At 33.3% G+C, this 16,816-nt stretch carries 17 protein-coding genes; all 17 read left to right on the forward strand.

All coding sequences use genetic code 11. From position 1 onward, the window contains the following. The first annotated feature begins 224 nt into the window (after positions 1 to 224). The 17 genes from CAB05_RS05595 to CAB05_RS05675 all read left to right on the forward strand — a co-directional run bounded on the left by CAB05_RS05595 (position 225) and on the right by CAB05_RS05675 (position 16,803). Positions 225 to 584, forward strand: coding sequence for a DoxX family protein (locus CAB05_RS05595; RefSeq protein ID WP_087998848.1), 360 nt, complete (start codon positions 225 to 227; stop codon positions 582 to 584). After that, the gene (locus CAB05_RS05600; protein ID WP_087998849.1) at positions 581 to 1,435 is read left to right on the forward strand and encodes a VOC family protein; all 855 of its coding nucleotides are present in this window, start codon (positions 581 to 583) and stop codon (positions 1,433 to 1,435) included. The genes CAB05_RS05595 and CAB05_RS05600 overlap by 4 nt, the downstream gene beginning before the upstream one ends. Before the next feature lie 685 nt (positions 1,436 to 2,120). Beyond that, entirely contained in the window at positions 2,121 to 2,948 is an 828-nt protein-coding gene (locus CAB05_RS05605; protein ID WP_087998850.1) for an electron transfer flavoprotein subunit beta/FixA family protein, read from the forward strand. Then, the gene (locus tag CAB05_RS05610; RefSeq protein ID WP_087998851.1) at positions 2,949 to 3,989 is read left to right on the forward strand and encodes an electron transfer flavoprotein subunit alpha/FixB family protein; all 1,041 of its coding nucleotides are present in this window, start codon (positions 2,949 to 2,951) and stop codon (positions 3,987 to 3,989) included. It begins immediately after the preceding gene. After that, complete coding sequence (locus CAB05_RS05615) at positions 3,973 to 5,268, forward strand: FAD-dependent oxidoreductase (protein WP_087998852.1); 1,296 nt, start codon at positions 3,973 to 3,975, stop codon at positions 5,266 to 5,268. Before CAB05_RS05610 ends, CAB05_RS05615 begins: the two co-directional genes overlap by 17 nt. Beyond that, positions 5,269 to 5,565, forward strand: coding sequence for a ferredoxin family protein (locus CAB05_RS05620; RefSeq protein WP_087998853.1), 297 nt, complete (start codon positions 5,269 to 5,271; stop codon positions 5,563 to 5,565). A gap of 5 nt (positions 5,566 to 5,570) precedes the next feature. Then, positions 5,571 to 5,750: a tudor domain-containing protein gene (locus tag CAB05_RS05625; protein ID WP_087998854.1), complete on the forward strand. Its 180-nt coding sequence runs from the start codon at positions 5,571 to 5,573 to the stop codon at positions 5,748 to 5,750. A 501-nt stretch (positions 5,751 to 6,251) separates the two neighbouring features. Beyond that, a complete protein-coding gene (locus CAB05_RS05630) occupies positions 6,252 to 6,929 on the forward strand; it encodes a response regulator transcription factor (RefSeq protein WP_087998855.1) in 678 nt (225 codons plus the stop codon). After that, on the forward strand, positions 6,926 to 8,305 hold the full coding sequence (locus tag CAB05_RS05635; protein ID WP_087998856.1) for a sensor histidine kinase: 1,380 nt from the start codon (positions 6,926 to 6,928) through the stop codon (positions 8,303 to 8,305). Before CAB05_RS05630 ends, CAB05_RS05635 begins: the two co-directional genes overlap by 4 nt. Positions 8,306 to 8,378: 73 nt before the next feature. Further along, on the forward strand, positions 8,379 to 9,467 hold the full coding sequence (locus tag CAB05_RS05640; protein WP_087998857.1) for an ABC transporter permease: 1,089 nt from the start codon (positions 8,379 to 8,381) through the stop codon (positions 9,465 to 9,467). A gap of 5 nt (positions 9,468 to 9,472) precedes the next feature. Further along, on the forward strand, positions 9,473 to 10,144 hold the full coding sequence (locus tag CAB05_RS05645; protein ID WP_235821407.1) for an ABC transporter ATP-binding protein: 672 nt from the start codon (positions 9,473 to 9,475) through the stop codon (positions 10,142 to 10,144). Between the two features lie 246 nt (positions 10,145 to 10,390). Further along, positions 10,391 to 11,233, forward strand: a complete 843-nt coding sequence (locus tag CAB05_RS05650) for an SAM hydrolase/SAM-dependent halogenase family protein (protein ID WP_087998859.1) — start codon at positions 10,391 to 10,393, stop codon at positions 11,231 to 11,233. Positions 11,234 to 11,269: 36 nt separating this feature from the next. Further along, a complete protein-coding gene (locus CAB05_RS05655) occupies positions 11,270 to 11,824 on the forward strand; it encodes an ECF-type riboflavin transporter substrate-binding protein (protein ID WP_087998860.1) in 555 nt (184 codons plus the stop codon). An 82-nt stretch (positions 11,825 to 11,906) separates the two neighbouring features. Then, positions 11,907 to 13,610, forward strand: coding sequence for an ABC transporter ATP-binding protein (locus CAB05_RS05660; RefSeq protein ID WP_087998861.1), 1,704 nt, complete (start codon positions 11,907 to 11,909; stop codon positions 13,608 to 13,610). Continuing rightward, the gene (locus CAB05_RS05665) at positions 13,610 to 14,440 is read left to right on the forward strand and encodes an energy-coupling factor transporter transmembrane component T family protein (RefSeq protein WP_087999543.1); all 831 of its coding nucleotides are present in this window, start codon (positions 13,610 to 13,612) and stop codon (positions 14,438 to 14,440) included. The genes CAB05_RS05660 and CAB05_RS05665 overlap by 1 nt, the downstream gene beginning before the upstream one ends. A 453-nt stretch (positions 14,441 to 14,893) precedes the next feature. Further along, positions 14,894 to 15,619: a WxL domain-containing protein gene (locus tag CAB05_RS05670; protein ID WP_087998862.1), complete on the forward strand. Its 726-nt coding sequence runs from the start codon at positions 14,894 to 14,896 to the stop codon at positions 15,617 to 15,619. A gap of 149 nt (positions 15,620 to 15,768) precedes the next feature. Next, positions 15,769 to 16,803 (forward strand): WxLIP family cell surface protein, encoded by a 1,035-nt coding sequence (locus CAB05_RS05675; protein ID WP_087998863.1) that lies wholly within the window; start codon positions 15,769 to 15,771, stop codon positions 16,801 to 16,803. Positions 16,804 to 16,816: the final 13 nt, after the last annotated feature.

Raw genomic sequence — 16,816 nt, forward strand, 5'->3', positions numbered from 1 at the left:
AGATATACTGTTCTTAAGTTGAGCACACTTAGTGGATGACTGAACTTAAGAACTAGAATTAAACTTAAGGGTATTTTTTGTTACTATGCTCAATTACATTAGTTGCAGAATTATGCAGGCAATCAGTTTTGGTTCATTTATGCATCAAACTGTTCTTAAATTGAGTTCAGAATAAAAAACTTAAAGTTACCATTTATAAATATATACAAAAGGGAGAGAATGAGATGAAGTGGTTAACTCGTATCTTACAAGTAGTATTAGTTATTGCGTTTTTAATGTCTGGAGCTATTAAGTTAAGTGGTAATACCCAGATGTTACATGATTTTAAAGAAGTATATGGGTACTCTAAAGGTTTCATGTATTTAATCGGAGCTTTTGAAATACTTGGAGCGATTGGTCTGATTGTTGGCTTTTGGAAATCTAAAATAGCTACACTTGCATCAGCTGGATTATCCATTATTATGGCGGGTGCGGTCTACACTCATCTAAGTGCAGGTCAAGACTTAAATGTTGCAATGGCTCCGTTTGTTTTGTTAGTGTTAACATTAATTGTATTATTTTCTAGAAGGGGTAATGTAAAGTGAATTTCCATGTGAAGCCACAAGTTTATGCACCAACTATAGAATTAAAAGTATCTAATTTATCACGCTCAATTACATTTTATCAAGAAGTAATTGGATTAAGAATTTTAGATCAATCAGCGACTAAAGCTAGATTAACTGCTGATGGGGTTAAGACATTAATTACGCTAGAACAAATTGATCATAGCGTACCAAGAAATGATAGAAATACAGGTTTATATCACCTTGCTTTACTTTTACCAACTCGAAAAGATTTAGGTATTGTGTTAAAGCATTTTATAGAAACTAGAAATCCACTACAAGGTGGTTCTGATCATTTAGTGAGTGAAGCATTATATCTAGCTGATCCTGATATGAATGGAATCGAAATATATGCAGATCGTCCACACGAGGGCTGGAACTGGCAAAATGAACAGGTTGTAATGGATAGTCGTCGCCTTGATGTAGAGGGTTTATTATCACTAGCTGGAGAAGAAACATTCAAAGGTCTACCGCAAGAAACAATTATGGGACATATTCATTTACAAGTTTCTGATTTAGAAAGCACAGAAAGATTTTATTGCGAAGGCTTAGGTTTTGATGTAGTCACTAGATACGGCAACCAGGCATTATTTGTATCAACAGGTCATTATCATCACCATCTAGGCTTTAACACATGGCATAGCGCAGGTGGTACTGCTCCACTTGAAAGCAGTGTTGGATTAAAACATTACACATTGCTATATCCAAGTGAAGAAGAAAAAACAAATGCCATTACTAGATTAACAAACATCAATGCGACAATTTTTGAAGAGAATGGAATTACTTATACTAAGGATCCATCAGGAAATACAATTCAAATACTAGTCGGTTAAAAAATAAGATTTTCATCAAGAGACATTTGCGAGTAATGACGCGAATGTCTCTTTTTATTTGGAGCTAATAATTATAGTAGCAATTCAATTTTTATTAAAAGTATGTTGTTCTTTCATCTGATATTACGTGAAAGATTGATACTGATGTTTGTAAACCTTTATCGGGATAGTGGAACAGAAGAGAAACTGCAGGCGGAGGCACTAAGAAGCCCTCATCGCAGCCCAATGGAAAGTGAGTATTTTGAAGTGAAAATCTATGTGTTTCTTTTATATTGATCTGTTAAAGATAATTGTTTAAATTTACATATAACTTTTTTTAAAAAAAGAATGTTGTTTGTAAAAGTATTTTATAAACATACTGTTTTTACATGAACGATTGGAACGTAAGGTGCTCGACTCCTGTGGGAGTAGCGTGACAGCTGAGACCCCACAGGCGGAAACGCCGAGGAGGCTCAGCGCACGCCCCACGGAAAGCGAGCATCCTGTAGTGGAAATCTACGAATTCTTCTTTTAATAAGAAACAAGATTCAAAAAAAGACATTTGCGAATGTCTTTTTATTAAACATAACAAAATATTAAAACTAAACTCTCACTTCTATCATATTTCCTTATAAAAATTAATATAGTTGAATACATGTACATTTACTAGCTAAGGGTGAAGGGAAGATAAAGGGGAGTGAAATAGGTGTTACATATTGTAGTTTGTATTAAACAAGTACCTGACACAAAAATCATTAAAATGAATCCAAAAACCAATACGATGGACAGGGCAAGTGCGCCTGCAATTTTGAATCCATACGATGCACATGCAGTAGAAGAAGCGGTTCGATTGAAGAAAAGATACGGTGGGACAGTGTCTGTTATTACAATGGGACCGCCTCCTGCTGTAAAGGCAATTCGAAAATGTATTGAAATTGGTGCTGACGAAGGATATATGATTTCAGATAGAGCATTTGCTGGAGCAGATACGTTAGCGACAAGCTATGCCTTAACGAAAGCGATTGAAAAAATAGGGGGAATTCAACCAATTGATTTGATCGTTTGTGGAAAAATGACAATCGACGGTGATACTGGACAAGTTGGGCCAGGAATCGCTCGGCGACTTGATATCCCACCTTTAACATCTGTAAAAAAAGTTCATGAGATAAATAAAGAAGATGGCTATGCGATTGTTCATCGAAAAATTGAGGACGGTCATGAGGTTATTAAGACTACATTACCTTGTTTATTTGCAGTTGAAAAAGAGATCAATAATGTCCCTTACTCTTCATTGCCAAATATGATTAAAGCTGCTAAATATCAACCAACTATTTGGGCAGTTAAAGATTTAGAAGATGTGGATATAAAACAATTAGGTTTAAAAGGCTCACCGACGATTGTATCAAAAGTTTGGGCTCCACCAAAAGCAAAAGGTGGCACAGTTTTTGAAGGCACTTCTAATGAAAAAGTAGCAGAATTAATGAAGATTTTAAGTGATAAGAAGGAATTATTTGAAGTGAAGGGAGGGGTATAAATGGATTTCTCAGATTACAAAGGTATTTGGGTATTTATTGAGGAAAATGACAAAGTGATTGCACCCGTTTCATTGGAATTATTAGGTGCAGGTAAACAATTAGCTGAAAAACGCGGCTGTGAACTAGCAGGGATTTTAATTGGTCATGATGTGAAATCGTTAGCCCCTAAACTTTTTGAATATGGTGCTGATATTGTATATATTTATGATCAGCCTATTTTTAAAGATTATCGAACGGAATCTTATATGAAAGCAGTATTAGAATGTAGTAACAAATACAAGCCAGAAATCTTATTATATGGTGCAACCTCAAAAGGTAAGGATTTGGCTAGTGCTGTTGCGACAGACTTACCAACTGGTTTAACTGCAGATACGACAGTCTTAGACGTTGAAGAAGATACAGGCTTATTATTAGCAAGTCGTCCGGCATTTGGTGGTAACATCATGGCGACGATTTTATGTAAAAAGTATCGTCCGCAAATGGCAACTGTCCGTCCGAAAGTGATGAAAGCGCTAACTCCTAATCCTGGTGCTGAAGGAATTGTAATTGAAGAAGAAATTGACTTAAGGGAAGAAGATATTCGAACGAAAGTATTGGAAATTGTGCGAGCGACAACGAAGAAAGTTCGGATTGATGAAGCTGACATAATTGTTGCAGGTGGAAAAGGACTTGGTAGTAGAGAAGGCTTTGAAATCATTAAGACTTTTGCAGAATCAATTGGTGCAGCTGTTGGTGCGAGTCGAGATGTAGTCGAAGCTGGTTGGGTGGAACACCATCATCAAGTAGGTCAAACTGGATTAACAGTTACCCCTAAAATATATTTTGCAATTGGAATCTCAGGTGCAATTCAACATATTGTTGGGATGCAAAACTCAGGTCTCATCATTGCCATTAATAAAGATCCGGATGCACCTATTTTCCAATCGTGTCACTATGGCATTGTAGGCGACGCATTCGAAATCATTCCACTCTTAATTCAACAATTCCAAGAAAGCTTTTCTTTAAAGGAGGAAAATCACGACCATGCCGGAAAAATTTGATGTAATTGTCGTTGGAGCAGGACCAGCAGGAATCTCATGTGCATACGAGCTAGCTAAAAATGGTGTTAACGTAATCCTCATTGAAAGAGGAGAGTATCCAGGGTCTAAAAACGTAATGGGAGGCGTTCTTTACCGTAAAATGATGGAGGACGTAATCCCTGAGTTTTGGAAGGAAGCGCCAATCGAGCGTGTCATAGTGGAGCAACGTGTCATGATGTTAGATAAACAATCTGCAACCACATTTGGTTATAAAGGATTGGAATTTGCTGAAGAGCCATATAACAATTTTACCGTGCTTCGTTCAAAGTTTGACCAGTGGTTTGCACAAAAAGCTGTTGAGCAAGGCGCATTACTAATTAATGAAACGGTCGTATTGGAATGTATCGTAGAAAATGGGGTTGTTGTCGGTGTCAGAACTGATCGACCAGATGGAGATCTATATGCAGACGTGGTCGTGTTGGCGGATGGCGTAAACTCTCTATTAGGAAAATCACTAGGATTTCATAAGGAATGGAGACCTGATGAGGTTGCATTAGCGACGATGGAAATAGTCAAGCTCGATAGCAAAATCATTGAGGACCGCTTCGGTTTAGAAGGAAATCAAGGTTGTGCAATTGAGTTGTTTGGGGATGCGACAAAAGGAATCGTTGGAACGGGCTTTTTATACACGAATAAAGATACATTAAGCATTGGAGTCGGTACATTACTTTCGGGTATGATTGAACATAAAATAAAACCGTATGAATTGCTAGAGTATGTCAAAAAACATCCGATGATCCGCCCTTATATTCAAGGAAGTGAGCCACAGGAATATTTGGCACATTTAATTCCAGAAGGTGGCTATAAATCTATTCCGAAACTAGTCGGCAATGGGGTTGTGGTGATTGGAGACGCAGCACAATTAGTAAATGCGATCCACCGTGAAGGTTCTAATATGGCAATGACTTCAGGTAGACTCGCAGCCGAAACAATTATTGAAGCAAAAGAAATTGGTCAATATACCGAAAGTGTCTTAAAATCGTATGCTAATAAATTACTAGATAGCTTTGTTGGCCAAGATTTAAAAAAATACAAAGATGCTACTCATCATTTTGAAAAATTCCCTCAATATTTCGAGCAATATATCCCTCTTCTTAACAAATCAGCAAGTCAAATGTTCACTGTCGACGGTAAATCAAAATGGGAAAAACAAAAGAAAATTATGAGCGATTTGGGAGGTGTCAAATCTAAATATAAACTTGCGAAAGATGTATATAAAGCATGGAAGGTGATGAAATAAATGAGTGAGACAAAGAAAGAGCATACAATTGAGGAAAAACAATATCTCGTTCGTTTTAATGCTGATACAAAATCGCACTTAACTGTACTAGACTCGGATATTTGTTTAACAAAATGTCCGGATAAGGTCTGTACAATTTTCTGTCCGGCTGAAGTCTATAAATGGGAAAATATTCGAATGCATGTAGGTTATGAAGGATGTCATGAATGTGGAAGTTGTAGAATTGGATGTCCTCATCAAAATATTAAATGGGAATACCCGAAAGGTGGGCACGGAATTATCTTTAGACTGGGGTGATTGCAATGTTCGCAATTGGCAATTATGTGATGTTTAGTTTAGATGGTGCTGTCGGTACTGTTATGGAAACTAAAGACAATCAATGCTTAGTCGCTTGGGAAGACCGTGTTGTTAGCTGGGCAAATAAAGAGCTACTTAAAAAGATTAGTTGTGCAGAACTAATTCAACTTTTTACCCCTAAGTAAAGATTTCTTTGATTAAGGAACTGCCAATCGCTCCAAATAAATTTGGATGATAGTAAAAAAATGATCGATCTAGAAGATTAATAGACTGACTCTACTAGAACATGATGAAACAAATTTGAGACTGCTTCGGTAGTCTTTTTTTGATTTCATTTGTCCGTTTAGTTGAAAATGAATGAAGAAAATCCACGATATTTTTTATTTTTGTAGTAATAATCGTAGATATAAAAATGTAATTTGCGTAAGTGTTGAGAAGCCCTTCTTCAATTGAAGAAGGATTTTTATTGTGTAAAACAACTGATTCTAATGGTACAATTTCTTTTTAATTTTGATAAAATACCATTGATAAACAAAAAGTATATTATGAGCTTTCTTAACATTAATTTAACAACGTTTTTCAGATCATAGTTAAGTTTTGATGATATGATCAATTGAAAAAGAAAATCGTACGAACAGAAAGAATTAGATTTAGATTTATTTTTTAAAGGGAAAGTGGAGGTTTCTATGATTCGAATTTTAATTGTTGATGATGATGCTCATATTCGAGAATTATTAAGACATTTTCTACAAGCTGAAGGTTATGCAACATTTGAGGCGGCAAATGGGGAAGAGGCTTCATTATTGCTTGCTGAGCAACAAGTGAATTTAGCAATTGTTGATATTATGATGCCGAATAAAGACGGATATGAGCTTTGTGAGGAAATTAGAAATGATTATGATTTTCCCGTTATTTTACTTACTGCAAAAAATCAATTAATAGATAAGGAAAAAGGGTATAGAGTTGGAACGGATGATTATGTAACGAAGCCTTTTGAGCCGAAAGAATTATTGTTTCGAATTAAAGCATTGCTAAGACGTTTTACGATGGTAAATGCAACTCAAATTACCCTAAATGAAACGATAATTGATCGAAGAAGCTATGAAGTTTCTTGTAAGGGTAAGCTGCTAATGCTGCCAATGAAAGAATTTGAATTATTATCACAATTAGCAAGTTATCCAGACAGAATATTTACACGCGAGGAATTAATTCATTTAATTTGGGGTGCCGATTTCGATGGTGATGATCGTACAATAAATGTTCATATTAAGAGACTAAGAGAACGTTTTTCAAATTTAACAGATGATTTTTCCATTAAAACTGTACGTGGCGTCGGTTATAAATTGGAGGTCACGAAAAAGTGAAAACATTATATGTAAGGATTGTGATGACGACTATTTTTGTCATGATTTTTAGTGGCTTAGTATCGTTTCTAATATCAAATATTTATTATCATTATAAACTGAAGCCTTATAACGATCAAAAGCTAACAAGAATGGCAAATGAAGTGAAATCATTTTATGAAAAGAATCCTAGTTTAACGATACAGGATTATTTAGAGAATGTAGGAGATTTAGGTTATCAAGTTTTATTAGTAGATGAGAATGAGAAACAGACCTTTTACGGTGGTTCTTTTAAGAAGAGTCAATTGGATAGGACCACTATAGAATCAGTCTTATACGGGAAAGTTTATCATGGTATAGCTAAATATCCGACTAATTGGTTCGTGACAGGATTTTTTGATAATTCAGTTATAAATACAATTGGTGTTCCAATTAATCATGGAAAAAATCATTATGCACTATTTTTAAGACCGAATGTAGAGCTTCAGTTTGGGGAGCTTAGAATTTTATTTTCGATCATTCTAGGTCTAACAATTTTATTAAGTATAGTAATGGTATTCATTAGCACACGTTACATTGTCAAACCAATTGTGAAGTTAACAGAAGCCACAAAAATTATCGCTGAAGGTAAATATAAGATTCGATTACAAATTAAACGAAAAGATGAAATTGGTAAACTTGCAAATCATTTTACAAAAATGACAAAAAAATTAGATCAAATTGAACAAATGCGCCAGGAGTTTGTTTCAAATGTTTCGCATGAATTTCAATCACCACTAACGTCAATTCAAGGCTTTTCACAATCATTACAAGCAGATGATTTAACTGACGAGCAAAGAAAAACATTTTCATCAATTATCGAAAAAGAAAGTAAACGCATGTCTTTATTGAGTAAGCAATTATTAGTATTAGCCTCATTAGATAAAGAGGAAGAAATTTTACAAAAAACGGAATATGATGTTGCCGAACAAATCAAACAAATAATCGTAACAAATGAGTGGAGCTGGCGAACAAAAAATCTAGCAATTGAAATGGAATTAGCTCCAACGAATATCTTTGCAGATAAAAACTTATTACATCAAGCTTGGACAAACTTAATCATGAATAGTATTAAGTTTAATAAAGAAGGTGGTTTGATTTCGGTAAGACTCTCTAATGAACATGACATGGTAACGATCGAGATAAAAGATACCGGTATTGGAATTTCAGAAAATGACTTGCCTTATATATTTAATCGATTTTATATTGCTGATAAGGCAAGAATGCGTAAAGAATCAAGCACTGGTTTGGGATTAGCGATCACGAAACAAATTATTGAATTACATAATGGTGAAATACATGTTGAAAGTAAATTGAATGAAGGATCATTGTTTTTGATTAAAATTCCACAAATGTAATGAACTGTTCACCTTCTGTTCACTTTCCATTTCTATACTCAAGAGAGAAATTAGAAAAGGAGATGAATAGTTGATGTTTCTTGCTTTAAGAGAATTTAAACATGCTAAATTTCGCTTTCTACTAATCAGCTGCATTATGATCCTAATATCATTACTTGTTCTATTTGTAACTGGGCTGGCGAAAGGATTGTCATTTGATAATGCCTCGTCAATTGAAAGTATGAAAGCAAATTATATCGTTCTTCAAAAGGATTCTGATAAACGTTTGAGTCATTCCACATTAAATAACGAAAATTTAAATGAAGTGCAACAATATATAAGTGAAAAAAATGCAACTCCTTTAGGTATTCAAATGACTACAATAATGAAGGATGGGGAATCAAAAAAAATTGATGCTTCATTTTTCGCAATTGATACAAATGAATTTCTCCAACCAAAGGTCATAGAAGGTAGAATGATCAATAATGGTACAAAATCTGAAGTAGTCGTTGATGCTTCACTTAAAGACGATGGAATTCGTTTAGGAGATAAAATAATTGACCAAATTTCAGGCAAAGAGTTTCAGGTTGTTGGATTTACAGAAAACCAATCATTTAGTCATACACCTGTCATTCATCTGAATTTTAACGAATGGACGATGATTTTTAATGCTAATCAAGGTTTTAATGCGATTGCATTAAATACAAAATCGGATCATGCAAAAAATTTAGAAGAAAAAATAGTTGGAATTGAAGTAATTCAAAAAGATGAAGCATTAAAAGGGATTCCCGGCTACAAGGAAGAACAAGGTTCTTTATACATGATGATTATTTTTCTATTTATCATTGGAGCGTTTGTATTAGCAGTATTTTTCTATGTAATAACGATTCAAAAGATCAACCAATTTGGTGTATTGAAAGCAATTGGTTCAAAAACAAGTTATTTAGCAAAAAATATTGTTTCTCAGGTTCTTGTTTTGACGGTTGCGAGTCTTATACTTAGTAGTTTATTAACTTACGGATTATCAAAAATATTACCAAATAGTATGCCATTTGTTTATAACTTACAGTTAGTAGTAGGCTGTTCACTATTATTTCTAGTTGTAGCTCTTATCGGATCATTATTATCCTTATACCGAATTACAAAAATTGATGCGGTTGAAGCGATAGGGAGGGCTAATTAATGAGTATTAAACTAGAACTAGAGAATATTAGTAAAGTTTATAAAGATGGAGACTCTTCAATTAAAGTACTTGATGAAGTATCTCTTCAAGTGAAATCAGGTGAACTTGTAGCGCTTGTAGGTCCTTCTGGGTCTGGGAAAAGTACATTTCTTTCGATTGCTGGTGCGTTACTATCCCCTAGTAGTGGGAGATTATTTATAGATAATATAGAAATTAGTAAGCTACCTCCTTCTAAACTTACTGAATTTAGATTGAGTAAGATTGGTTTCATTTTTCAAATGTCCAACTTGTTGCCGTATTTAACAGTAAAGGATCAATTGTTATTAATTAGCGAATTAACTGGAGGTCAAACAACAGTAGCTAATCAAAAAGCCGATGAGCTGTTAGAGCGGTTGGGCTTAACAAATAGGAAAATGAATTATCCAGAAAATTTATCAGGCGGGGAAAAACAAAGAGTAGCCATCGCAAGAGCGTTTATGAATGATCCAGAAGTTATTTTCGCAGATGAACCAACTGCTAGTTTGGATGCTGAACGCGGCCGAACGGTTGTTGAAATGCTAGCTAATGAAGTGAAAAAACGAAATAAAGCCGCTATCATGGTTACACATGATAAACGAATGTTAGACTTATGCAATCGAGTTATATTTATCGAAAACGGGCGCCTAACTGAGAAGTAAATAATCAATAGTATTATTACGCGGAAAGGATCAATCGTTCCTGAGAATAAAAATAAGCTTTTTACGTCACAATATTTTAAAGATATAGTAGCTACTTACTATATCTTTTTTATTTTGTGGCAGAAAAAATTTGGAATGCAAAATGCGAATGAAATATATAGTAATCATAAATACTTTTTTATATTGACTAGTAAATTAATAGGATTTATATTTAATTTTAAATATTCTTACAATAGGGGTGTATAGATGGGTAACGCTTTGGTATTTCAGTCTGATTTTGGTTTGCTAGACGGAGCGGTTAGTGCTATGTATGGTGTTGCTTGTAGTGTGAATCATGATTTAAAGATGTACGACTTAACCCATGATATTCCTCAGTACAATATATGGGAAGCATCCTATCGACTGGTTCAAACGATGAATTATTGGCCAGAGGGAACAGTTTTTGTTTCAGTAGTCGATCCAGGAGTTGGTTCAGATCGAAGAAGTGTTGTAGCTAGAACAAATTCAAATCATTACATCATTACCCCTGATAATGGAACATTAACGCATATTTCAAAAAATGATGGGATTAATCAACTGAGAGTAATTGATGAGGAAATCAATAGATTACCTAATTCAAGTGAGAGTTATACATTTCATGGAAGAGATATTTTTGCCTATACAGGAGCTCGCTTAGCTTCTGGGATAATTGATTTCGAAAATATTGGACCAGAAGTTGATCCAAATTCATACATAAAACTACCTACGAAAGAATGCACTAGAGAAAACAATAAAATAAATGGAACCATTGATATTCTTGATATTCGATACGGTAGTATATGGTCAAATATTGGTAGAACAGAGTTTATTAATCTAGGGGCCAAGTATGGGGATACTGTTGAAATTTCGATTGAAAATGAAGGGAAAAACATTTTTCATAAGTTAGTTAAATATGGAAAGTCATTTGCCGATGTAAATATTGGTGAACCGATTCTTTATGTTAACAGTCTCGATCAAATGGCTGTTGCTGTTAATCAAGGATCATTCACGAATGAATATGGTATTTCAACAGGTATTGACTGGACGATTTCAATCAAGGTTTCAAATTAAAAAATAGAGAAAGAAAGTAAAGAGGGAGAGTGTAAAATGAATAGCAATTTGTCGATTAAAACGATTGTTGCAATCGGAATTGGAGCAGCAGTGTTTATTATTTTAGGAAGATTTGGTTCAATACCGACTGGAGTTCCTAATACAAATGTTGAAACAGCATATGCATTTTTAGCACTTATGGCTGTTTTATATGGACCGCTTGCTGGATTATTAATAGGACTAATTGGTCACACATTAAAGGATGCAATTTTCTATGGTTCTCCTTGGTTTAGTTGGGTAATCGCATCTGCAATTGTTGGATTAATCATTGGTCTTGCATCAAAAAAAATCAATATCCAAAATGGCGAATTTGGTAACAAAGGTATGATTCAATTTAATTTGATTCAAGTACTTGCAAACGCATTAGCTTGGTTTGTTGTTGCTCCAGCATTAGATATTTTAATTTACTCAGAACCAGTTAATAAAGTCTTTGTTCAAGGTGTTGTTGCAGGTGTAGCAAATATTGTTACTGTTGCAATTTTAGGAACGATTCTATTAACAGTATATGCAAAAACAAGACCAAAACAAGGTAGCTTAACGAAGGATATGTAGTCGGTGGAAATCTCACCGACCTTTTTCATTTTCATATAAATGAACCACAACTTAAAATTTTATTGATTAAAGGAAGATGAAATTGAAAAAAGCAATTATTGAGTTTCGTAACTTTTCGTTTCAATACAAAGCGCAGGCCAAACCAACACTGAAAGATATTAATTTAACCATTTACGAAGGAGAAAAAATATTAATTGTTGGTTCGTCAGGTTCGGGTAAAAGTACTATTTCACATTGTTTAAATGGACTAGTTCCATCTTTTTACGAAGGAGAAATAAGTGGAAGTTTAAAAATTAATGGTAAAGAAACAAGAAATCAATCAATTTTTGAGTTATCTCAACATGTAGGTACCGTTTTACAAGATCCAGATGCTCAATTCATTGGATTGACTGTCGCTGAAGATATTGGATTTAAATTAGAAAATACTGGAGTACATCAATCAGAAATGATAGAAACGGTAAAAAGTATTTCGAAGATGGTTGGAATTGATCGTCATCTACATTCAGCTCCTCACCAATTGTCAGGAGGACAAAAGCAAAGAGTAACGCTTGGTGGGGTAATGGTAGATCAAGCAAATATATTATTATTTGATGAACCACTCGCGAACTTAGATCCAGCAACTGGAAAAATTGCGATGGAATTAATCAATGATATTCATCAAAAAACGAATAGTACAATTATTATTATTGAACATCGTTTAGAAGAAGTTCTTCAAATTGATATTGATCGAATTATTGTCATAAATGAAGGCGAAATCCTAGCTAATGTAAGTACTAATGAATTACTTAGTGCAAACTTACTAGAAAACTTAGGAATACGTGAACCTCTATACATCACTGCTTTAAAATATGCAGGGTGTGAGATTACCCCTGAAACAGAACCGAAAAATATTGATTCGATAAAAATAGATTCATATATTAACAAATTAACAAGATGGTTTCACCGTGCAGAGAAATTAAAAAAATTAGTAGACGATGAAGTTGTGTTAGAACTAAAGTCAATTGATTTTAGTTACAGACAGAATGAAAAAATCATTCATAATGTGTCCTTTAAAATAAATAAGGGTGAAATGGTTAGTATTGTTGGAAAAAATGGAGCAGGAAAATCCACTATTTCTAAATTAATTTGTGGTTTCTACCAGCCGACAAACGGAGAAATCTTTTTTGAAGGTAATGATATGAAGCATTTATCGATAAAAGAACGTGCAGAATTTATTGGAATTGTCCTGCAAAACCCAAACCAAATGATTTCTCAAACATCTATTTTTGATGAAGTAGCTTTAGGTTTGAAATTTAGAGGAGTCTCACAAGATGATATAAAAGAAAGAGTAATGAAAACATTAAAGGTTTGTGGCTTATATGAATTTAGAAACTGGCCAATTTCTGCTTTAAGCTTTGGTCAAAAGAAAAGAGTAACAATTGCAAGCGTACTTGTATTGAATCCAAAAATTCTTATATTAGATGAACCAACAGCTGGACAAGACTATAAACATTATAATGAGATGATGGAATTTTTAAAGGAACTACAAGATAATGGAATGACAATTATTTTAATAACTCACGATATGCACTTAATGCTTGAATATACAAAAAGAGCGATTGTATTTTCTGATGGACGGATCATTGCAGACGATTCTTCTGCTAACATTTTGACAAATTCAGAAGTTATTAAACAAGCGAATTTAAAAGAAACATCATTACAGCAGTTAGCTAAAAAAGCAAATATATTCAATTCTGTTGAGTTTGTACATAAATTTATAGAATATGATCGGAGGGTTCGAGCTTGATGAACAATCCTATGCTTTCTTATATCAGCAAAGATTCCTTCATTCATGATTTAACGGGTGCAACAAAACTCATCTTTTTCGTATTGTGGTCAACGACTGCTATGGTAACATATGACACTAGAATTCTATTAGCGATGTTTCTAATGGGTATATTATGTTTTAAAGTTTCCAAAATAGCGTTTAAACAGGTTTCTTTTGTACTTTATTTTATTTTGTTTTTTATGTTATTTAATAGCTTGATGACCTTTATTTTTGCACCGTATCAAGGGGTTGAAATTTATGGGACAAGACATATCTTATTTCATATTTTTGGAAATATCAGTATTACTGCTGAACAATTATTCTATCAATTTAATATTAATTTGAAATATTTCACGGTTATTCCCGTTGGTATCTTATTTATTGTAACAACAAATCCGAGTGAGTTTGCCGCTTCGTTAAATAAAATAGGGGTTAACTACAAAATTGCTTACTCAGTTGCAATTGCATTACGATATATTCCAGATGTGCAACGAGATTATCAAGATATTTCATTTGCACAACAAGCGCGTGGATTGGAATTATCAAACAAACAAAATTTATGGAAGAGAATCGTAAATTCTGTTTCAATACTAATGCCCTTAATTTTTTCTAGTTTAAATCGAATAGAAGTTATTAGTTCTGCAATGGAATTAAGAGGGTTTGGCAGTAAAAACTATCGAACATGGTATAATGAACGAAATTTTGAAAAGAGAGATTATATTACATTTATTTTTATTGGTATTTTATTTTTCGGATCGTTATTCATTACTTTCCATGATGGCAATCGTTTTTATAATCCCTTTCTTTAAAAAACGTAAAAAGAAGTTTACTAAACAAAAGAGTAAACTTCTTTTTTATTTTAAGTATAGATGTTAGAGCAAAATTACAAAAAAAGTAAAAAATGAATAAAAGTTCTTAATACTTTTATTAAATTAAATTTATCATCATTTTTTTGGGATTTATAAGGATAATAGGCTAATTTATTAATAATTTAAGGTTTCATAAACTATACAAATTTATGTAAATAAATTTAATCTTAATATATTTATTATCATTATATAGTAAAGTTAGTGAAAAAATTCACAAATTTTCCACAGACAAATTTGTGAATTTTTTGTAATATTTACTATAAGTTAAGTTGTTAAGACAACTAGTCCAATGATTACATAAGATAAAAATATTTTATTACTAGTTGTGGATGTTAGTTGTTCTTTAATAAAAATTAACTAAAAATTAAAAATTGGAAAGGAAAGATTAGTATTATGAAATTTGCAAAAATCGCAATAGGAAGTGTATTGGGGATTACAACCGTAGTTGGAGCCTCTCATTCAATTTTAGCAGCAACTGATGGGGTACCTTCTGTAGCCAATTCAGATGCTTCAATTACATTTTTATCAGGAACTGGACCAAGTACACCAGTAGATCCTGAAAATCCAACAAACCCACTTAACCCTACCGATCCCAATAATCCAACAGATCCATCCACTGGTAATACTGGACCATTAACATTAGATTATGTATCTTCAGTAGACTTTGGCTCTCAACAAATCTCTAGCTCAACGGAAGTGTATTCTTCAAAATCGAAAAAACCATTTATCCAAGTTAGTGATTTTCGTGGAACAGATGCTGGGTGGACAGTATCTGCAAAAGCAAGTACTTTTTCAACGGATGGTGGTACTACAGCTTCATTGCCAGGTGCAGTGTTAACATTTAAAAATGGAGCAGTCATAACACCAGATGTATCTGTAGCACCAACTCCAGAGCAAACTGTAACATTAAATGCAGATGGTACGGCTTCTTCTAAAGTAGTATCTGCTAAGCCAGGTACTGGTATGTTTACTTGGTTAACAAAATGGTTTGGAGAAACACCTAATGACGAGAATTCTCTTAATAATAATGTTACGTTAACGGTTCCAGCAGGTGCTGCTTCAGTTGGTAATCATGAAGCAACTGTTACTTGGACACTCACTGATGCTCCTGGACAATAATTATTAGATTTAATATTTAATTAGTTTGATAACAGGTTGGGCTCGAAGAATCAGTACTTTGAAAATAAGGCTATTATTCTTCGAGCTTTTTTAATATGTAAGATTTTTTTACAAGTATTGAACAAATTCATCGAGGAGAGCAGAAGTATATGAACTTAAAGTTACAAAAATATATATTAATTTTCTCCGTCATAGTAATTGCATTCACAATCATCCCATTCTCAGTGAATGCGTCCGAGAGTGATGTTGGTTTTTCGGTTCGGGCGATCATTCCAAAAAATCAAATTGATCCACTGAAATCGTATTTTGATTTAAAAATGAAACCTGGACAAAAACAAGTAGTTAAGATTGAAGTATTTAATAGTAGTTCCCAAGAGGAAACCATTGAAATGGATGTTGCTTTTGCTACTACAAATAGAAATGGATTAATAGATTATTCAGAAGTTGACACCAAACGAAAAGATGAAAGCTTACAATTTCCTTTAACAGAAATTGCTAAAACAGAAAATAAGGAGATTGTGATCCCCGCTGGTAAGTCTAAGATTGTTCCAATCAACATTTCAATGCCAAAGCAAAAATATGATGGGGTAATTTTAGGAGCGGCTCATTTTAAAAAGAAGTTAAAAGAGACGAATGAAAACTCAACATCAGGCGTCGAAATAAAAAATCAATATGCATATGTAGTAGGAATAAAATTGACTGAAACAGCAAAAGATGTTTATCCAGATTTACATTTAAAATATATAAAACCGAAGTTAATTAATTATCGAACAGCAGTTGTTGCAAATATTCAAAATAGCGAAGCAGTAATTGTTGAAAACATGGATGTAACAGCAAAAATATATAAAAAGGGATCAACTAAACATATATACAGTTCAGATAAAAAAGATTTGAACATGGCCCCAAACTCAAATTTTGAATATCCGATTGATTTGAAAAATGATCCTCTAAAACCTGGAACATATCGTTTGAAAATGAAGGCAATTATCGGAACCCAAATCTGGGAATGGGATGAAGACTTCACAATTGGAAAAGTAGCAAATAACTTAAATGAGAAAGCACTTGAATTAAATAAAAGTTACTTATGGTGGTATATAGGTGGAGGAATGTTACTCTTACTTGTTTTACTATTTATCATTGCTAAAAAAGTAAGAATGAAAAGTGATAGAGTTCAAGATAAATAGCTTATGATTTTTA

The sequence above is a fragment of the Gottfriedia solisilvae genome (assembly GCF_002128405.1).
Lineage (GTDB): Bacteria > Bacillota > Bacilli > Bacillales > Bacillaceae_G > Gottfriedia > Gottfriedia solisilvae.